Below are 19,527 nucleotides of genomic sequence, written 5' to 3'. Positions count from 1 at the left end.
AAATGCTGACTATTAAGAGTTTATGCTTAATCCTAATTATTAATAACATTTATTACAACTTACTCATATAATAAATCAAGATAAAGCTTATTTTCTAACAATTAGGAGATGATAACATGGATAAAGTAATAGTTGAAAATATTTTTATGAACTATCACTCTTTAAAAGGAAGCACCCCTGCATTAAAAGATATATCTTTCTCCATTGAAGAGGGTGAATTTGTTAGTATAGTTGGTCCTTCTGGTTGTGGGAAATCAACTCTTCTAAATATAATAGCTGGATTAATTCCCCAATCTAGTGGTGACATATATATAGATGGCGAAAAACAAAAATCTATTTCTCCTAAAATAGGTTATATGTTTCAAAAAGATCACTTATTTAATTGGTTAACAGTCTTAGATAACATAACCCTTGGGTTAAAAATACAACATAAATTAAATAGTGAAAGAAAAGAAACTATAGAAAAACTTTTAAAAGATTATGGTTTACTGGATTTCAAAGATCATCATCCAGATGAATTATCTGGAGGCATGAGACAAAAAGTTGCTTTAATTAGAACTTTAGCTCTTAATCCTGAAGTTCTTCTTTTAGATGAGCCCTTTTCAGCTTTAGACTATCAAACTAGATTAAATATTAGCGATGAAATATACAATATAATAAAAAAAGAAGGTAAAACAGCTATAATGGTAACCCATGATATATCTGAAGCTGTAGCTATGTCAGATAGAATACTTGTATTATCTAAAAGACCTGCAAAAATAAAAGAAGATGTAGCTATTAAACTTTCAACAGAATGTAATTCCCCTTTAAAATGTAGAGAAGCTCCAGAATTTAGAGTTTATTTTAACGATATATGGAAGGAGCTGAATGACATATGATAGATGAAAAAAAAGAACAGGAACTATATATTAAAAAAGTAAGAAATAGAAAAACTAAGATAATAATAACAAGACTTATAATATTAATAGCTATTTTTGTACTATGGGAAGTAGCCGGAAACCTAGGTTGGATAGATCCTTTTTTAACTAGCACTCCATCTAGAATGTGGAAAAGCTTAGTAAAAATCTATAGTGAAGGTACATTGTTTAAGCATATATGGATAACCTGTTACGAGACTATTTTAGGTTTTATTTATGGTACCTTACTAGGAACTTTCATAGCTATACTCCTTTGGTGGTCAGATTTTGCTTGTAAAGTTTTAGATCCCTATATTGTAGTATTAAATGCATTACCTAAAGTAGCACTAGCTCCTATTATAATTTTTTGGGTTGGCAATGGTACCAATGCTATAATAATGATAGCTCTCTTAATTTCCATTGTTGTAACTATAATTTCTGTATTAAATGGATTTAAAGAAGTTGATAATGATAAAATAAGATTAATGAAAACCTTTGGAGCCACTAAATGGCAAATATTAATTCATTTAATAATCCCTGCTACAATCCCAACTTTAATATCTACCTTAAAAATTAATGTGGGTTTATCCTGGGTGGGAGTTATAATGGGAGAATTTTTAGTAGCAAAAGAAGGTTTAGGATTCTTAATTATTTATGGTGGTCAGATTTCTCAACTGGATATAGTAATGTTTAGCATAATAATATTGGCTATTTTAGCTTATTTAATGTATGCAGTAGTAGAGTTTTTAGAAAAAAGAATATCTTTAAAAATTAAGCATTAAAAATAGTTTTTTATTTTAATAAATCTATTTAGAAATTTTTTTCTGAATAGATTTATTTATTTTTGCATAAAAATAACATAAATGGATATTATAATAATACAACTAAGCTTCAAGCGCATCTTAGTAAACACAAGGAGGATACATATGAGTTACTTTAATAAAGCTAACAGTTATTATAATACTAAAGATTATGAAAAAGCCATAAATCTATATAAAAAAGCGGCAGAAATCAAAGAAAATGAAGCTTCATCTTTATACAACGCTTCTGTTTGCTTTATAAAATTAAAACAATATGAAAAAGCCATTCCTTTATTAAAAAGAGCTCTAATATTAAAAAAAGATAGTAAATATTTTTTTAATTTAGGTTATTGCTATGCTATGTTAAAAAATAATAAGAAAGCTTTAGTTTACTTCAATACTGCTTGGGCTCTAAATCATAAAGATGAAGATTGTGAAAAAGCTATAAATATTATAGTTAAAAATTTAAAATAATATAAATCCCCCTTAAATGTGAATATAAAATTAATTAGTTTAATGATTTTTAACTATGATATAAAAATAAATACTAACCTATATAAAATGCTAGTAACTTTTATAGTTTATATAAAAGTTACTAGCATTTTTACCATTCCCCTGCAATTTGAGATTTTCTATGATCTATATCAAATCTTTTGGTATCAAAATAGTTACCTCCTTTATAGAAAGTTGTATCTACATTGATCCATCTTCCTTCTTCCGGTATATATACTTGATTCCATGCATGACTTACCCAACTTACTCCATTAAATCCTTCACCTGTAACTAATCTTACCTTTATGTCATTTGCTCTACACATAGCTATAAATAAACAGGAATAATCAAAGCAGATCCCACTCTTACTATTAAATGTAGGAATAGCTCCAGATTTCACCTGAAAATTATCCTTAAGAACTTTCTCAGCCTTATCATGATCATAGTCTATATTAGTTCCAATCCAATCATATATTATTTTTGCCTTTCCTTTAGATGTAGCATCTTCCGCTGCTAAATGCCTTGCAAAATTATTTATTTGTTTATTAGATTTTATCCCCTCTTCTAAAGTTACCCCATTATAATAAACAATAGTTTTCTTATCTTTAAAATTATTTTTTTGTGATGAACTTTTACCCGCCTCTTCTTTTACCACTATTTTAAAAGAATTATTTATTATATTAGGTAACTTTTTAGCTATTTTAGAGTTAGTAACTGGTATTATTGCTTGCTTACATATATTATTATAAATTTTAGATGATTGAAGATATTTATTTAAAGTATCATTTTTAATAAACATAGAAAATACATTTAACACAAAAGCTATTAATAATATATAGCATATAGATTTAGGTATATTAAATAAGGCTCCGAATATTCTTTTAAATATATTTCCTTTATCTCTTAAAATGTCTTCCAATTTATCTAGTATAGGATATATTGTTATGGAATTTAAAAGATCTAGTATTAAAAATATTATTTTATAAATTATAAATATTATTAAAGGTGTTAATACTACGTATACCATAAAGAAATTATTTTCTATATATTTTATTATATTTTTAGGTATTCTTTCATATATATCTTTATATATTCCTGCATTATGTTCTATGAATATTTTTTTACTATAATATATGCCTAAAAATAAAGAAAATACAAAAGATATAGTTTTATTTATATCTTCTATATCTAATTTTAAATTTGGAGAAGAAAACTTTGAAAGAAAGCCTTTTAAAATAGGGAAAAAAAACACTACAGCTAATATTAAAGTAACTGGATTTGTTTTCATATCTAACACCAACCTCTTATTTCTTTATTCTATTTCATATAAAATACGATTTGTACTTTTCTTTACTTCTTCAAAGCTAAATCCCCTTCTTAACAAATAATTGCTCAATCTTCTATAAATTTTATTTTTATCATCTTCTGATTTTATTATAATATCATATCTTTTTCTAGCAAGTATATCAATATTCTCTTTATAACTATTATTTTTACTGTTAAAGGATGAATTATTATGAAATTTATCTAAATTTTCGTCTTTTATCTTATTTTCTATGTTTTTATTTGATTTTATGTCTTGCTCATCTAAGCATATATTATTGTCTTTATATAAAGCTTCATTAGATTTAATCTCATTTATTATCCATTCAGCAATATTAGAATTATATCCTCTGGATATAATGTATGCCCATATTTTTTTATATATTTTAAATTTATCTTTTTCCCTTAATATCATAATTTTATATTTTTTCTCTGCTAATTTATAGGCTATTTTTTTCTCTTTTTCTTCATCTATATTATTTATCTTTTCAATTACTATGCTTTCCTTTATTCCTTTATTTAAAAGAGCATATTTTATTTTATTTCTTCCATAAATATTTAATTTTTCTCTTATATACATATCACAATATTTATTATCATCTATAAAATCATAATCCTTCAAAAATTTAATAACCCTATCTACAGTATCCTTATCATATTCCTTTGAATATAGTTTTTCTTTAACTTGGCTTTCTGTTTTTAAAGATTTCTCTATATATTTTAAAGCATAACCTTTGGCTTTTATATAGTTATCCTCTCTAATTATATCATTAAAATTATTTTCATCTATAACCTTACCCTTTTTAAGATTATGATAGTATATTAATTCTGAACTACATGCAAAATTAAATTCTTCATTTATATAAACATTTACCCTATCCTTATTTCTTTTTTGAACTTCTATCTTAGTAATAATATTTGACATATTTTTGCACTCCCAAAACAGTTATTGATTTAAAAGTATGTGTATAGTAGGTTTATTTAGTACTTTATTAGCTACATTATATATATCCTCTTCTTTTATTCCATCTAAATCTTTCATATCTTCATAGAACTGAAAAATGCTTTCCTCATCTATTATTTGATGAAAAGCATAATTTCCTATATCAGTTACATCCTCTAAAGTAAAAGCAATAGCTGTTTTTAATATCTTTTTCATAAGATTTATAGTATTACTATCAAAACCTATATTACCTTTTTTTATACTTTCTATACAATGATTTATAACCTCTAAAGTTTCATCTACATTTTCTCTTCCTACTGAGGTATATATATACAAAGTCTTTACATAAGGTGATAAATCTAAATCTGTATATACATCGTAGGCAAATCCTCTCTTTTCCCTAAGTTCTCTAAACAATACAGAATTTCCACTTTCACCCAATCTGTGGCTTAATATTGTAAGTGCTAATTCCTCTTTTTTACTTAAACCATGTAATGTAAATAAATATACTACTGTACTTTGTTCTACATTATTTTTGTAAGAAACTTTTTTTAAAAATCTATTCTTTTCTTCTAAGACTTTTTCTCTTTTAAATTCTTTCCATAACCAATCTTTAAAATACTTTTCTACAATACTTACTACGTAATTATGTGGAAAATCAGAAACTATAGATATAAAACAATTATTAGGTACATAATATCTTTCATAAAATTTTATAAGTTTGTCTCTGGTAAAAGATTTTACTATTTTCTCATTTCCTAAAGTATCATATTTTAATGGACTTTTATCAAAAGCTGTTTCATTTACTTTTTTAAAAGAATAATCCTCTAAGTCGTCCTTACTTCCTCTTATTTCAGATAAAATTACCTCTCTTTCCCTTTCTATCTCTTCCTGAGGGAATAGACAATTTTGAAACATATCCCCTAAAATTTCTATAGATTTTTCCAGTTCTTCTTCTAAAACAGTTATACTGCATACTGTAGAATTACTATCTGTATATGCATTGTATTCCCCGCCTAAATTTTCTAATTCTCTATTTAAAGTTTCATTATCTTTGTATTTAGTTCCTTTGAAAAGCATATGTTCTATAAAATGACTTATACCCTTTTCTTTTTCATTTTCATATATAGCTCCTATCTTTATTCCTGCATGAATAGCAGCTATTTGGGTATCCTTCTTTATAGTAACTAAGGTTATTCCATTTTTTAATATAGTCTTTTTCGCATCATACATTTATATCACCTTTTTAAATTATATATTTACACCATTATAGTTTATAAATATAGACCTGTACATAGTTTAAGTAAAGTATTTCAATTTAATTGACTATATTAATTAAAAGTATTAAACTATATAGATACTAGGTATATAATGAAATTTCAAAATTTATTATATACAATAATAGACAGTTCGTAACCATCCTGTCTTTAATAAAAACTATGGAGGTATTATTATGAATTTACAAAACAAAAAAATTTCTAAACTAGTGTTTTCAGCAGTTATTGCTGCTATTTACACTGTATTAACCTTACTTTTGGCTCCCATAAGTTATGGTCAAATTCAAGTAAGGGCTTCAGAATCCTTAACTTTACTACCTTTTCTCTCTTCCTATTCTATATGGGGAGTCTTTTTGGGTTGCATTATTTCTAATTTAATAGGTGGCAATGGAATTATTGATGTAGTATTTGGTTCACTAGCCACATTAATAGCTGCTATATTAACCTATTACATAGGTAAAAGCAATTTAAAATTCAAGAAATATTTAGCACCTCTACCACCAATAATTATAAATGCAGTGGTAATTGGTTTTATTTTAAATTATACTTTAAAACTTCCATTACTACTTTCAATAATTTGGGTAGGGCTAGGAGAAGCAATATCTTGTTATGTATTAGGATTAATCCTTATATCTATAATAGAAAAGAATAAGAAACTTATGTCTTATTTTAAATATTAATTATTTTAAATATAAATTTTTTTAATATAAATTTACCAAGGAGAGAACATATATGGAAAAAGTAAGATTTAAAGGCAGTGCTATGTTAAATCCTGTCCCAGTAGCACTAATAACTACTAAAAATAATGAAAAAACTAATGTATTCACTGTAGGTTGGATTGGAACAGCATGCACCAAACCTCCTATAATAAGCATAGCCATAAGACCTGAAAGACTTTCTTTTCATTATCTAAAAAATAACCCTGAATTAGTGGTTAATCTCCCCTCTAATAATCTTGTTAGAGCAGTTGATTATTGTGGTGTACGTTCTGGTAAAACTAATGATAAGATAAAAGAATGTGATTTTACACTAAAAAATTCAAATGAAATAAGCGTTCCATATATAGAACAATGTCCTATAAATTTAGAATGTAAAGTTGTAGATATATTGCCCTTAGGAACTCATCATTTATTTTTATGTGAAGTACTTTGTACCAATATAAATGATGAGCTAATAGACCCAAAAGGAAAAATTCATTTTGAAAAAGCAAACCTAATTTCTTATTCTCATGGAGAATATTATGCCCTGCCACAAAAATCTTTAGGTAAATTTGGATACTCTGTACAAAAAAAGAAGAAAAAAAAGAAGTTTAATAGATAATTTTTATTATGTTATAAAAGCCTCCTGCATACATTAATATAAAGGGGGGTCTTTTTTATGTCTAATTTTAAAAAACTATTTTATACATTAATCTTTATACTTATAGTAGAAATTATTTTAATATTTTTATCTTATCATAATCAACAAAAGATGGAAACAAACCCAATGGATAACAGTAACATATGTATACTAATAGATATTACTGCAAACAACATGGATGTGTATAGAAATGGTGAAGTAATAAAAAGTTATAGTATAGCCACCGGGAAATCCTCTACCCCATCCCCAATAGGAACTTGGAAAATAATAAACAAAGGCACTTGGGGAAGTAGCTTTGGTGGTAGATGGATGGGCCTTAATGTTCCTTGGGGCAAATATGGCATACACGGAACTGATGCACCTCATTCCATAGGGTGGAATTCTTCTCATGGGTGTATAAGAATGAAAAATAAAAATGTAGCTGAACTATACAAAATTACCCCCTTGGGTACACCTGTAATAATATGGGGAGGGCCATTTGGAAATTTTGGGCAAGGTTTAAGGCCTATAGAACCTGGTATGCGAGGTTCTGACGTGTATGAGGTGCAAAAACTTCTAAAAGAAAAAAATATTATAGCGGTGAGCCTGATGGAATATATGGTGAAAATATGAAATCAGTAATACATAAATTTCAAAAAGATAATAATATTCCACTATCAAATACTGTTAATTCTTCCTTTTATAAAAAATTAGGGGTGGAACTTATGGAATAAGCTCCCCCCTTATATAAATATATAAAAATAGTTTTAGGCAATGGCTTGTTTAGATTTGTTTTTAAATGCTGATTTTAGCATTATTGTTGCAGTATATATTACTACTGCTATAACTAGCCAACGTAATATACCCATTGGCAAGGATTTAACTAAAAATGCAGCTATTAAAACTCCAACTGTTCCTGCTAAACACATTGACACACTAGCCTTTCTATTATAAGCACCTTCTTTAACAAATTTAGCTGATGCTGGTGGCATTAAAAATGCACAAGATCCCATCATTATTGGGAAAGCAACCTTTGGTGACATTCCTAACATAAACACTAGAGCCATACATGGTGCATATAAACCTATACCTGCTGTCATTAAAGCTCCTAATATAAAGTTTATTACTATTGCTATAATTAATTTTGTACCTTGTAATCCTATAGCATCTCCACCACCTGGCATCCAATGCATTTGACCTGCAAGCATAAAGTAAGCTGTCACTAATAGTGCACATCCCATTGTAAGTTGAATCATTTTTTCTGGAAGCTTTGATACTATGCCTGCTCCTATAACAGCTCCTACAGTTGCTGCAACTAGCATAGATATTAAAGTAATAGAATCTACTTCTATAATTTTTATGAATATTATAGCCTCAATTAAAACTGGAATTGTATTTGCAGAATTTAAAGTACCAGGTAATAATCTGTCTTCTGTTTGTTTTGTCAATTTTAGTAAAGCTGTTTGAGGTGCAAATGCACCAATTCCCAAAACATCGAAAAAGTTAACTATAAAGCCTATAATTGCTGTCTTCCCCCAAGATACATTTTCTAAATTATTTTTATGTTTCACAAAATCTCTAAATAATATAATTCCAAACCACACTGCTAAGATTATTAATGCAAACCATATAGCTTTTACCATTACTATCTCCCCTTTTTATTTTCTATTTTTCCTTAGTAAAATTATTTATAAAAACATATATAAGCTGTTTGTTCTGCAAGTTTCACATTAAATTTTTCATTAGCCTCTACTATAAATGTGTCATTTTTCCCAAACTCTTTCCAAATTGTTTCCCCTGGCAATTTAACTATCATTTTTCCACTAACTATTGTCATGAATTCCTTTTTACATGTAGAAAACTCATATTCACCTACATCCATTAGCCCTATAGTAGCCTCTCCTTCTTTATTAACAAAACTCATAGATTTTACCTTACCATCGAAATACTCATTTACTTTCATCTTTATCGCTCCTCATTTCCAGAATTTTTCCAATATTCTGATTATCTTTTCTACAATTTGGTAACTTATTCTATATTCTTCGTTATTCTACTCTTTAAAATAGAATAACGAAGAAATATTCACTGTATTATTTAGACATTTCTTTAGATTTTATTGCACAATCTCTCATAGCTTCTATAATAGCATTTCTAAAACCATGTTTTTCAAGAGTTGCTACTGCTTTAATTGTAGTTCCCCCTGGTGAACACACCATATCTTTTAATGCACCTGGATGCATCCCTGTTTCTAAGACCATTTTTGCTGATCCTAATACAGCTTGTGCTGCAAATTTATAAGCCTTATCTCTTGGCATACCTTCTAATACGGCTGCATCTGCCATAGCTTCTATAAACATATACACATAAGCTGGGGATGAACCACTTACTGCAGTTACTGCATCCATCAATTTCTCTTCTACTATCTCAGCTTTTCCAAAACTTTCAAAGATACTTATAACTTCTTCAGTCTCCTCTTTAGAAACTAAATCATTAGGACATATAGCAGCCATTCCTTCTCCAACTAATGCAGGAGTATTTGGCATTACTCTAACTATTTTTATTCTTTTTCCAAACATATTTTCTGTATCTTCTAATGCTTTACCTGCTGCAATAGTAACTACTATAACATCTTTTTTAACGTTATCCTTTATCCCCTTTATAACTATTGGATATAAATTTGGTTTTACAGATAAAACTAATATATCTGCTTCTTTAGCTAATTCATTACTATTTGTTGTTACTCTGACACCAAATTTTTCATTAGCAGCTTCTAATGCCTTTTCATTTAAATCTGATAATATAATATTTTCTGGAGCAACCAGTTTTGAATTAACTATTCCTCCAACCATAGCTTGTCCCATGTTTCCAGCACCAATAAATCCAATTACTTTATTCATGTATCTTTCCTCCTAATACAAATTTGTTACTAGGAGAAAGACGTAAATTATAAATCTAGTTCCTTCTCCTAGTTTTTATTTTTCTTTACAATAATATATTAAACTAATTTTTAGTTAAACTCTTGTTCTGTTCTTTCTATTATTTCATTTTGTAATACTTTATCTAAGTTGTTGAAGTAATCACTATATCCAGCAACACGAACTATTAAATCCTTATATTCATCTGGATTTTGTTGAGCTTTTAGTAAAGTTTCTTTGCTTACAATATTAAATTGGATATGGTGTCCATCCATTGTAAAATAAGCTCTTACTAAATTAGCCATATTATCTATTCCTTCTTCACCTTGAACAACTGAAGGAACAAATTTTTGATTCAATAAAGTACCACCAGTTCTTAAATGATCCATTTTAGCCGCTGACTTTATAACGCCTGTTGGTCCATTTACATCTGCACCCTTTGATGGAGAAATACCTTCTGATACTGGAATATGAGCTTTTCTTCCATCTGGAGTAGCATTTATAACTGATCCAAAGTAAACATGGCATGTTGTTGGTAGCATATCTATTCTATAGCATCCTCCTCTACCATTAGGTCTTCCATTTACCTCATTATAATAAGCATCAAATACTTCTTTCATTATTTCATCTGCATAGTCATCATCATTACCATATTTAGGGGTTTTATTCTTAACTAAGTTATATATATCTTCATGTCCTTCAAAATTAGATCTTAATGCTTCCATTAATTCTTCCATTGTTATATTCTTTTTATCGAATACTTGGTATTTGATTGCTGATAAACTATCTGTAATTGTTCCTATACCAACACCTTGAATATAACTAGTATTATATCTTGCTCCTCCTGCATTATAATCCTTTCCTTTTGCTATACAATCATCTGTAACAACTGATAAGAATGGTGCAGGCATTAATGTTGCATACAATCTTTCTATAACTCTGTTACCATTTACTTTTATATCAACAAAATACTTAAGTTGTTTTTTAAATGCATCTAATAAATCTTCATAAGTTTTTAATGTACTTACATCTCCTGTTTTTATACCTAATTGTTTGCGAGTTTGAGAATCAACACCGTTTAATAATGTTATTTCTAATATTTTTGGTAAATTAAAATATCCGGTTAATATATAAGCTTCTTTACCAAAAGCCCCAGCTTCAACACAGCCACTAGTTCCTCCACATCTAGCATCTTCTATAGATTTTCCTGCTCTTACTAGTTCCTGGACTACTGAATCAGCATTAAATATTGATGGTTGACCCCATCCTTTTCTTATAACTTCGCAAGCCTTCTTTAAAAATCTTTGTGGGGTTTTTTTACTTATTTGTACATTGGAACTTGGTTGCAATAACTTCATTTCATCTATTACTTCAAGTACTAAATAGCTTACATCATTAACACCATCTGATCCATCCGCTTTCATACCACCACTATTTATGTTTGCAAAGTCAGTATATGTTCCGCTTTCCTTTAAAGTTATACCAACTTTTGGTGGTGCTGGTTGATTATTAAATTTAACCCAGAAACATTGCAACAATTCTCTAGCCTGTTCTCTCTCTAATGTTCCTTCTTCTATTTCTTTTTTATAGAATGGATATAAATGTTGATCTAATCTACCAGGATTAAATGCATCCCAAGGATTTAATTCAGAAATTACGCATAAATGAACAAACCAGTACATTTGAATTGCTTCTCTAAAGGTTCTTGGAGCATGAGCTGGTACCCAACTACACACTTCAGATATTTCCATAAGTTCTTTTTTTCTTACTGAATCTGTTTCTTTTTGTGCTAATTTAGCTGCATATTCTGAATAACGTTTTCCATAAATCATTATAGCATCACACGCTATATCCATAGCATCCAATTGTTCTTTTTTATCTAATGCTTCATCATCATTTAAATAATCTAATTTACTTATAGCTTCTTTTATTTGTTCTTTAATATCTAAAAATCCCATTTTATAATATTTATCTCCACCTGCAGTATGGCCCGGTCCTCTTTGTTCCATAAATTCAGTGAATATACCTGCTTCATAACAAGCTTTCCATTCTGGAGTCATTTTTTCTAATATTTTATGTCTCATAGATCTTTTTTCCCAGAAAGGAATAATTAATTCTTCTTGTATTTTTTTATCTTCATCAGTTGTTTTAAATGATATTTTTTCACGTTTATCCATTATATCAAAGTCTTCAACTGTATGACAGCATAATTCTGGATAAGTTGGTGTAGCCGCTGCAGCTTCCCCTCTTTCACCTACTATAAGTTCTCCATCATAAATACAAAGCTCTTTTCTTTCCATTAATTCCTTTAAAACTAATGCTCTTAATACTGGGATTGATACTGTTCCTTCATATTTTTTGTAAACATCAGTAACTATTTTTGTTCTCTCCATAGAAATACGTGGTACAGCCTTTAAACTTTCTTCTCTTAATTTTTTAACTCTGTCTGTCATCATAATTAATTACCCCCCTATTTTTACTTTAATTCCAGCCTTCTTAAATTTTTCTGCTATCTTATTCATTTTCTCATCTGATGGTTTTTCCTCACCAGTTAATTTGTACTCCATTTTAAGTCTTTTATATTTATCCATACCCATTTTATGATATGGTAATAAATTTACTTGAATTAAATGTAACTTTGATATAAATTTAATTGTTTCATCTATATTTTCATTGTTATCGTTTACATCATTTATAATAGGTATTCTTAAATAGATATTATGACCATATTTAGACAACAGTTCTAAATTTTCAAGTATAATTGTGTTTTCTACTCCTGTATATTTTTTATGGATTTCATTGTTCATTGATTTTAAATCATACAAAAATAAGTCTACTTTATCTCTTACTTTCTCAAATTTGTCCCAGGATACATATCCACTGGTATCTATAGTAGTATGTATTCCTCTAACATTACATTCTTCTAATATTCCATTTATAAAATCAGCATGAAGCATTGGTTCTCCACCTGAAAATGTAACTCCACCGCCGGATTCTTCGTAAAACACTTCATCTTTTATTATTTCTTTTATTATTTCTTGTGATGTAAGATCCTTCCCTACATATTCTCTTGCATTATTTGGACAGAAGTTTGTACACTTTCCACAAAAATTGCATTTTCCTTCATCCACTACAGGAATATTATTCTTCATTGTTATAACTTTTTGAGGACATCTCTTAACACAAATACCACAAGCTGTACATCTTTCCTCAAAAAACATTATTTCATGTTCTTTTCTTTGAGTTTCTGGATTATGACACCACCAGCAATTTAAAGGACATCCTTTAAAAAAGACAGTGGTACGTATTCCCGGTCCATCATGAACTGAGAATTTTTGAATGTTAACAATAGTGCTCTTATTCAAGTAAACCGCCCCCCAAACTATTGCTTTATTAAATCTACTTTATTAAATTTTAATATTTTTCGTCTTTAAACATATTAGGAGTATGAACTGTTAACAATTTTACAGGTTTACTAGTATAATTTGCCCAATTATGATTTATACTTGAATCATAATGCGCGCTATCTCCAGGATATAATTCCTTCTCATCATCATTAATAAATAATGTAAGTATACCTTCTAATACGTACACAAATTCTTCTCCCTTATGTTGATAAGAAATAATATTCTCTTTACTATCTGTAGGAAGTATTTCTATTAATCTTGGTAAAAAACTCTTATCTTCTAAATCATTACTAAGATTATATTTTATAAATCTATTGTTTTCTACTTGCAATATTTCCTTCTCATAACTTCTAAGAACTATTTTTTTATTTTTTTTAGGTGCTTGAAAAAAATATGTTAGATTCACATCCAATTCTTTAGCTATTTTAGTTAAAGAGTCTATAGCTACAGTTGTTAAACCTCTTTCTAGCTGTGATAAAAAACCTATTGAAAGATTTGTTCTTTCACTTAATTCTTTTAAAGTTAATTTTTTATTAGTCCTTAATTTTTTTATTTTTTTACCTATATCATCTATCATAATTAATCTCCTTAATCACTAATTTTATATAATATATCATTATATCACAGAAAATTAGTAATACTTAACTTTAAATATACACATATGTCTATATTTATTTTAGTATAGGTAAAATATATTATTTTACACAAAATCCAAATTAAAAATTATATTCTCTCGAAATTTTATTTAGAATTTTTTTAATATTAATTAAATTAATATATAAGTCTTTAATAAGCTTATTTAAATGTTGATTGTTAAAATATTATTAATCTCTACAATTCAAATTATAATATATTAAATATATAAAGTCTAGTATTTTTTTGATAATTATTAAATATTTTTTCATTATCATGAAAACACTATTTATTATATTATAATAATAATTAATTAATAGTTAAATTCTATATTGTTCTTGATACTGTTATATTTAATGCTTATTTATGAAATAAGTATATTATTACTTAAATATACTTATATTGTTTCATTATATATAGTTTATTTTTTATATAAGTAATCATGTTTTTTAATATTACTTAAATAATTTTTTATTTTGATTTTAAATTTTTTACCTATAACTAAAATTATTTAGAACAAAAAAACTATTGATAACTTGATATATCAATAGTTTTTATTATTCGTTTGTTATTAGATTTTTAGTTTTTCATTTTATTACTCTCTTTAATTTCCTTTAATATATCTACTAATTGACGTTCTGATATTAACCTAGTATTATATTTTTTAGCATCCATCATTTTAATAGCATTAGCTAAATCGCCAAATACCAAATAATCTACGTCCTTTGTTACATTATCTACTACTATACAATTAGCTTCTTTTATCATTTCTTCATAATAATTTGTATCCTTATTTAGTACTCCTGTTATGCAAAATTTATATCTTTTAATATTTGCGTTCTTTTCATCTATGGAGGTTGGATTAACATACATAAATAAATTAACTAAAAAAACTCTATTTCTTTTTATACTTTCTACTAATTCTTCACTTATTCCATCTATTCTTCTTAATCTATCACAATCATTATTATTTATATCTATTACTAAATCTGTAAAGTTTAAAAAAGTATGAGCGATAGCCATTGCTTCTTTTTCTTTAACTTTAGGTATAGAAGATGCATATATAAATTTTTCAAAGCTACAATTTTTAGCTTTATCAATAGATTTTATAAGTTCATCTACATGTTCCTTTGTAAAACCATTTATTTTATATAGTTCTTCTTTTTTTAATAAAAAAATATCATAAACATTATTTAAAAACCCATTTTTAAATAAAATATTTATAGTTTCATCATTTAACTTTTTAATATTTAATCCTTTTTCTCCTACCATGTTTTTAATTTTATTTATGAAGTTTATATTATCCATCTATATCTCCCCGTCTTTGTTATATATATTTACACTTTAAATTTCTTTTTCTAAATTCAAAATTTTTTTTATTAAATCTTCTTTTGGTAAATTACTTAAATCCGGTCTATTTTTTGCTAAGTAACAATCTACACAAAGACCTTCTATTAAACTATCTTCTGGCACCTCTTTTTTGCAATTTTCACAGATTACCGTTCCTACTAAATCATTATTTGTTAAAGCTTTTCCACAATTTAAACATTCTACTACCTCATAGGCAAATTTATTATCTATTTCCTTTAAAATTTTAGGTTCATTCTCTTTTAAATCTATTATACCTGGCCTTTTTATAAAAGCTTTAAATATAGTTTTTTTACAATATTTACAATGTTTACTCATCTACAACACCTCTAAACACTTTTAAATATTTTATGTGCTATAACAGAATTTGCATCTTCAAGTTCTGTAAGTTCTCCTATAGTCATTATATCATCTGAAAAAAGCTGTAAACTTTCTATGTTTCCAATTTTACCTCCAGCATATATTAATACACTTAAAACTTTAAATTCCTTTTCATCCTTCAATTTATTAAATTTATTTATAAAATCTGGATGAGTATAGCTATGTCCATCTGTTATAAAAACTATGTCTGCCTTTTTAAATTTAGACTGTTCTATAACTTCTAATGCCTTTTGAAGAGGTGTTTCAAACAAGGTTCCACCTCCATCAAATCTTTCTGCTATATCTAATATTTTTTCTGGTTCTTTTTTGTCTTTTTCTATTATAATAGGTTCTGTTGCATCTTCATTAAACAATATAGCTGCAAAATTTCGCTTCTGTTCCTGGGCTATTTCAAGTAATGCTATCGCTACGGCCTTAGACCATTTTTCCTTTATCCCCTTCATACTACTAGACATATCTATACATATTACCATAGGGCCTTTAACTTTTAATTTATCTGATTCTAACTCATACTGTAATAATTGTTTTTGATTAAATTTTCTGTAAAACTCTTTTTTAGTTATTTCATTTACTAAAAGCATTTTTTCACTTGGAAGAGTATGTATTATATCATTACCTATCCTAACAGATTTAATAGCTACAGCTCCATCTTTGTGTTTATTCTTTTGGTCTTTCAATGCACTTTCTTTAAATCTACCTATTATATCTGATAACTCTTTTAACTTTTTAGATTTTCTTATTCGCTCTAGAGCTCCTACTTTATCAGAAAAAGAAATTTTCGAAGATTTATTAGGTTTGTCTCCTAATCCCCAATCCTTTACGTAAGATGTGGCCTCTCTAACTTCTTTCTCTGCCTCATTAAAGGCTTCTGCCATTTCTTTTGATAAATTTTCTATATCCTCTTCACTTTCTTCTAATTTATCACTTAGTTCTTCTTCTAGATTATCTGCTTGTTTTTGCATATCCCCTAGTTCTTCATCTATTTCTTGTATTTTATTTTTCATATCTTCTTCACTTAAATCACTGATATTGTTCTTTAAATTTTCTATATTTTCTTCTAATTCTTGCTTTTCCTGTGATAAATCCTTTATCTTATCTTCTGCTTCCTGCATCTCTACTAACAAATCTGATAAAGTTTTTTGATTATTATGATGAGGGTTATTTTCTTTATTTATAGCCTCTGATTGTTCTTTTTCTTTCTCTTGATCTTGGTTCCACTTTTTTGCTATCTTAACAGCTTTTTTACCTATAATTTCACACCCTATAGCTGAGTTTAGCTCATCTAAACTACAATTTCTTCTTAAATTTTGTAAATCTTCTGTTTGAGCTAAATTTCTAATTATTCTATTATTAATTATAGATGTAGACTTCATTCTCTCTTCCTTATATATAAATGGTTCATATTTATATAGAAGTAAAAATATATCTTTATATAATTTATCAAATATAGGTAAATATCTTTTCCCTTCCTTTACTAAACTTTGCATAGTAGAAGAAACTTCATATATATCTTCATATATATCTAAATCAAACTCATAATGTTTTACCGATTGATCTTTTTTATATTCTCTTTTTTTTATTCCTAATATGGAGTCTATATCTTGAAAATTATCATTTTTTTCTGCAGAAATTTCTTCTTTTTCTCTGTCCTCTTCAAAAACCACCTGGTAATAATTTAGTTTCATTTAAAGACTCCTTTCAAAATAATTATATATCACTATCTTCTTCAAAACTTAAATCTATACCTAAAACTTCCTTCATTATGCTTTCATTATAATCCTCTATATATTTTTTCTTTTTAACCATATTTTTTGTATCTTTGCCTTTATTTTTGGCTTCTTCTATTAATAGATTTAATCTTTTAATAATATTCTCTATACTCACTTTAGCTTCAATGGTAGCTCTAATTTTTTCATCCTTATCTTCTATATAATCTATTTCTTCTTTTATTTCATTAAATTTTCTAGCATAATCTCTAACTTTATCATCATAAGGATTTATTATTTTTATAATATTAGTTTCTATAATTACTATATCATCTAAATCATTCCATAAAACATTTTTTAATGCTTCAAAATCTTCTACTACTGCATAATTTCTTCTACATAATAATGCATTCCCCTGAATAACTTTTAAACACTCATTTTTTCTTCTGTCTGATATAACTATCCCATTTCTTTCTAAATTGTCCATCAACTTTATAAAATCTAAATATATATCATCCTTAATTTCTATAGTTTCTGTTTTCTTTTGTAGAGCATAGAGCTCTTCTAATTTTATTTTTGTATTTACTTTTATTTCATTTTCACTATTTCTCATACTTACATAGTTTTTAAACATCTTTAACTTATTATCCGTATCCTTTACATATCCCAGATAATCTCTAAATATTATCCTATCATATAAAGCATTTAAACTTTCATCATCTGGTATTTCATTACTTGCGCAAAACATGCTTACTAAAGGAACTTTTATAGCTTTCCCATCATTATAAAATATTTTTTCATTAAGAAGTGGTAATAATATATTTAAAGTAGGCTCATTACTTTTCCATATTTCATCTATAAATGCAATATGTGCTTCTGGTAATTTGCCATTAGTTTTTCTTAAAAATTTATCCTGTTCCATGGCCTTAATGCTATATGGCCCTAATATTTCTGCAGGATCTGAAGTTTTGTTTAATAACCATTGAAAATATCTAGATCCATCTATTCTTTTACATATATTGTATACTAATAAACTTTTACCTGTTCCTGGTGGACCATATAAAAACATATGTTGTCCAATTACTAAAGCTCTTAAAGCATCTTTTATAATTTCTTCACGTTCTACGAAAAAATCATTAAGTTCTTCTTCTATACGATTTATTTTTTCTAATCCGCTTTCATAAAGCTTATCTACTTCTTTAGAATCCATTTCTATTATAAAGTTGCTCTCATCCTTGGCTTTTTTTTCATTATTAGTTTTTGTATATTTAGATTCATATTTTTCTTTTTCTAAACTTAATCCTTTAAAAAAATCATCAAATTCCTGCATTTATTTACCTCCTAGTTATAAGTATTGTATGTACTATAATTATATCTTTACATTTTATATTAACTATATTATTTTGTTAAATATTTGTTTATATCAAACAAAAAATTTTCATTTTTTATGAACTTTCACTTGTATATTACAATAAAAATCACAGCTATTCAACTCAATTTTAACAAAATTTCATTTTTTCTGACTTTTTTACCTAGATTTTGATATTTAAATTTGCCTAATTACATTAGAAGGAGTTTTACAAAATTTATAGAACAATATATAATATAATAGCAGTAAATATTATATTATATATTTAAATTTCTTAAATAATATCCTTTACATAACATTTCTTATCTATGTAAAGAGATAGTTTTTTAGTGTGTATAAATGTATGTAACAATTTGTAAAAAACAAAAAAATTAATCTAAATTTAATTTTTTTATTGTCATAAAAAATTACCCTTTATTATTATTGTTTTTGTTTTTAAAAGTTAAAATTTTAACCTAATAGTAGTAAAATTTAATTTTTAAAAATTATCATAATACAAATTAATAAATTTGATAATATTATATTTATATAATATATATAACCCCAATACAATTTAAAATATATTACGTTAAGGAGGAAATTTAAAATGAGTTTTCAATTACCAAAATTTACACCACCAGATTTTACACAAGATGTTCTTGTTAAGGCACCAGATGTTAAAATAGGTGAAGTTGAAAAA

General features: G+C 26.7%; 18 protein-coding genes and 1 pseudogene. 6 read left to right on the top strand and 13 right to left on the bottom strand.

What is annotated here, in order from left to right; genetic code table 11:
- The first annotated feature begins 116 nt into the window (after positions 1-116).
- The 3 genes from ACYUDJ_RS19720 (at position 117) to ACYUDJ_RS19710 (ending at position 2,170) form a co-directional block, all read left to right on the top strand.
- Positions 117-878, top strand: a complete 762-nt coding sequence (locus ACYUDJ_RS19720; RefSeq protein WP_003483486.1) for an ABC transporter ATP-binding protein — start codon at positions 117-119, stop codon at positions 876-878.
- Positions 875-1,678 carry an ABC transporter permease gene (locus tag ACYUDJ_RS19715; protein WP_003483485.1) on the top strand — a complete coding sequence of 268 codons (804 nt, stop codon included), beginning with the start codon at positions 875-877 and terminating at the stop codon, positions 1,676-1,678. The genes ACYUDJ_RS19720 and ACYUDJ_RS19715 overlap by 4 nt, the downstream gene beginning before the upstream one ends.
- 144 nt (positions 1,679-1,822) lie before the next feature.
- A complete protein-coding gene (locus ACYUDJ_RS19710) occupies positions 1,823-2,170 on the top strand; it encodes a tetratricopeptide repeat protein (RefSeq protein WP_003483483.1) in 348 nt (115 codons plus the stop codon).
- 130 nt (positions 2,171-2,300) lie between these two features.
- Here the strand turns inward: ACYUDJ_RS19710 and ACYUDJ_RS19705 are convergent, their stop codons facing one another.
- Genes ACYUDJ_RS19705 through ACYUDJ_RS19695 form a run of 3 tightly spaced genes read right to left on the bottom strand, consistent with a single transcriptional unit; the run spans position 2,301 to position 5,687 of the window.
- On the bottom strand, positions 2,301-3,476 hold the full coding sequence (locus ACYUDJ_RS19705) for a transglutaminase-like domain-containing protein (RefSeq protein WP_042384276.1): 1,176 nt from the start codon (positions 3,474-3,476) through the stop codon (positions 2,301-2,303).
- 24 nt (positions 3,477-3,500) lie between these two features.
- Positions 3,501-4,436, bottom strand: a complete 936-nt coding sequence (gene recX, locus ACYUDJ_RS19700) for a recombination regulator RecX (protein ID WP_003483478.1) — start codon at positions 4,434-4,436, stop codon at positions 3,501-3,503.
- A gap of 21 nt (positions 4,437-4,457) precedes the next feature.
- On the bottom strand, positions 4,458-5,687 hold the full coding sequence (locus ACYUDJ_RS19695; protein ID WP_003483477.1) for a M16 family metallopeptidase: 1,230 nt from the start codon (positions 5,685-5,687) through the stop codon (positions 4,458-4,460).
- A gap of 220 nt (positions 5,688-5,907) precedes the next feature.
- On the opposite strand from ACYUDJ_RS19695, the gene ACYUDJ_RS19690 reads away from it, so the two are divergent.
- From ACYUDJ_RS19690 to ACYUDJ_RS19680, 3 genes and pseudogenes are all read left to right on the top strand, one after another.
- The gene (locus ACYUDJ_RS19690; RefSeq protein ID WP_003483475.1) at positions 5,908-6,411 is read left to right on the top strand and encodes a QueT transporter family protein; all 504 of its coding nucleotides are present in this window, start codon (positions 5,908-5,910) and stop codon (positions 6,409-6,411) included.
- A 52-nt stretch (positions 6,412-6,463) separates the two neighbouring features.
- Complete coding sequence (locus ACYUDJ_RS19685) at positions 6,464-7,051, top strand: flavin reductase family protein (RefSeq protein WP_003483473.1); 588 nt, start codon at positions 6,464-6,466, stop codon at positions 7,049-7,051.
- A gap of 57 nt (positions 7,052-7,108) precedes the next feature.
- A pseudogene (locus ACYUDJ_RS19680) lies at positions 7,109-7,803 on the top strand (L,D-transpeptidase family protein).
- A 33-nt stretch (positions 7,804-7,836) separates the two neighbouring features.
- Here the strand turns inward: ACYUDJ_RS19680 and ACYUDJ_RS19675 are convergent.
- The 10 genes from ACYUDJ_RS19675 to ACYUDJ_RS19630 all read right to left on the bottom strand — a co-directional run bounded on the left by ACYUDJ_RS19675 (position 7,837) and on the right by ACYUDJ_RS19630 (position 18,809).
- Complete coding sequence (locus ACYUDJ_RS19675; protein WP_003483470.1) at positions 7,837-8,712, bottom strand: sulfite exporter TauE/SafE family protein; 876 nt, start codon at positions 8,710-8,712, stop codon at positions 7,837-7,839.
- 41 nt (positions 8,713-8,753) lie between these two features.
- The gene (gene ppnP, locus ACYUDJ_RS19670) at positions 8,754-9,032 is read right to left on the bottom strand and encodes a pyrimidine/purine nucleoside phosphorylase (protein WP_003483468.1); all 279 of its coding nucleotides are present in this window, start codon (positions 9,030-9,032) and stop codon (positions 8,754-8,756) included.
- A gap of 127 nt (positions 9,033-9,159) precedes the next feature.
- The gene (gene proC, locus ACYUDJ_RS19665; protein ID WP_030036785.1) at positions 9,160-9,966 is read right to left on the bottom strand and encodes a pyrroline-5-carboxylate reductase; all 807 of its coding nucleotides are present in this window, start codon (positions 9,964-9,966) and stop codon (positions 9,160-9,162) included.
- Positions 9,967-10,076: 110 nt separating this feature from the next.
- On the bottom strand, positions 10,077-12,440 hold the full coding sequence (gene hypD, locus ACYUDJ_RS19660; RefSeq protein ID WP_003483464.1) for a trans-4-hydroxy-L-proline dehydratase: 2,364 nt from the start codon (positions 12,438-12,440) through the stop codon (positions 10,077-10,079).
- Positions 12,441-12,446: 6 nt separating this feature from the next.
- A complete protein-coding gene (locus ACYUDJ_RS19655; protein WP_003483462.1) occupies positions 12,447-13,349 on the bottom strand; it encodes a trans-4-hydroxy-L-proline dehydratase activase in 903 nt (300 codons plus the stop codon).
- Positions 13,350-13,398: 49 nt separating this feature from the next.
- On the bottom strand, positions 13,399-13,968 hold the full coding sequence (locus ACYUDJ_RS19650) for a helix-turn-helix domain-containing protein (protein ID WP_003483460.1): 570 nt from the start codon (positions 13,966-13,968) through the stop codon (positions 13,399-13,401).
- A gap of 635 nt (positions 13,969-14,603) precedes the next feature.
- Positions 14,604-15,332 carry a BRCT domain-containing protein gene (locus ACYUDJ_RS19645; protein ID WP_003483458.1) on the bottom strand — a complete coding sequence of 243 codons (729 nt, stop codon included), beginning with the start codon at positions 15,330-15,332 and terminating at the stop codon, positions 14,604-14,606.
- A gap of 36 nt (positions 15,333-15,368) precedes the next feature.
- On the bottom strand, positions 15,369-15,710 hold the full coding sequence (locus ACYUDJ_RS19640; RefSeq protein WP_003483455.1) for a hypothetical protein: 342 nt from the start codon (positions 15,708-15,710) through the stop codon (positions 15,369-15,371).
- An 11-nt stretch (positions 15,711-15,721) separates the two neighbouring features.
- Positions 15,722-17,458, bottom strand: coding sequence for a VWA domain-containing protein (locus ACYUDJ_RS19635; protein ID WP_003483453.1), 1,737 nt, complete (start codon positions 17,456-17,458; stop codon positions 15,722-15,724).
- A 22-nt stretch (positions 17,459-17,480) separates the two neighbouring features.
- The gene (locus ACYUDJ_RS19630) at positions 17,481-18,809 is read right to left on the bottom strand and encodes an AAA family ATPase (protein WP_003483450.1); all 1,329 of its coding nucleotides are present in this window, start codon (positions 18,807-18,809) and stop codon (positions 17,481-17,483) included.
- Positions 18,810-19,527: the final 718 nt, after the last annotated feature.

This window comes from Clostridium sp. CTA-6, from assembly GCF_054768115.1.
This window is presented reverse-complemented; position numbering and strand designations above follow the sequence as displayed.

Bases quoted from the DNA above. Each gene is read 5' to 3' on its own strand.
- ACYUDJ_RS19720 (WP_003483486.1), top strand. From the start codon at position 117: ATGGATAAAGTAATAGTTGAAAATATTTTTATGAACTATCACTCTTTA.
- ACYUDJ_RS19715 (WP_003483485.1), top strand. From the start codon at position 875: ATGATAGATGAAAAAAAAGAACAGGAACTATATATTAAAAAAGTAAGA.
- ACYUDJ_RS19710 (WP_003483483.1), top strand. From the start codon at position 1,823: ATGAGTTACTTTAATAAAGCTAACAGTTATTATAATACTAAAGATTAT.
- ACYUDJ_RS19705 (WP_042384276.1), bottom strand. From the start codon at position 3,476: ATGAAAACAAATCCAGTTACTTTAATATTAGCTGTAGTGTTTTTTTTC.
- recX (WP_003483478.1), bottom strand. From the start codon at position 4,436: ATGTCAAATATTATTACTAAGATAGAAGTTCAAAAAAGAAATAAGGAT.
- ACYUDJ_RS19695 (WP_003483477.1), bottom strand. From the start codon at position 5,687: ATGTATGATGCGAAAAAGACTATATTAAAAAATGGAATAACCTTAGTT.
- ACYUDJ_RS19690 (WP_003483475.1), top strand. From the start codon at position 5,908: ATGAATTTACAAAACAAAAAAATTTCTAAACTAGTGTTTTCAGCAGTT.
- ACYUDJ_RS19685 (WP_003483473.1), top strand. From the start codon at position 6,464: ATGGAAAAAGTAAGATTTAAAGGCAGTGCTATGTTAAATCCTGTCCCA.
- ACYUDJ_RS19675 (WP_003483470.1), bottom strand. From the start codon at position 8,712: ATGGTAAAAGCTATATGGTTTGCATTAATAATCTTAGCAGTGTGGTTT.
- ppnP (WP_003483468.1), bottom strand. From the start codon at position 9,032: ATGAAAGTAAATGAGTATTTCGATGGTAAGGTAAAATCTATGAGTTTT.
- proC (WP_030036785.1), bottom strand. From the start codon at position 9,966: ATGAATAAAGTAATTGGATTTATTGGTGCTGGAAACATGGGACAAGCT.
- hypD (WP_003483464.1), bottom strand. From the start codon at position 12,440: ATGATGACAGACAGAGTTAAAAAATTAAGAGAAGAAAGTTTAAAGGCT.
- ACYUDJ_RS19650 (WP_003483460.1), bottom strand. From the start codon at position 13,968: ATGATAGATGATATAGGTAAAAAAATAAAAAAATTAAGGACTAATAAA.
- ACYUDJ_RS19645 (WP_003483458.1), bottom strand. From the start codon at position 15,332: ATGGATAATATAAACTTCATAAATAAAATTAAAAACATGGTAGGAGAA.
- ACYUDJ_RS19640 (WP_003483455.1), bottom strand. From the start codon at position 15,710: ATGAGTAAACATTGTAAATATTGTAAAAAAACTATATTTAAAGCTTTT.
- ACYUDJ_RS19635 (WP_003483453.1), bottom strand. From the start codon at position 17,458: ATGAAACTAAATTATTACCAGGTGGTTTTTGAAGAGGACAGAGAAAAA.
- ACYUDJ_RS19630 (WP_003483450.1), bottom strand. From the start codon at position 18,809: ATGCAGGAATTTGATGATTTTTTTAAAGGATTAAGTTTAGAAAAAGAA.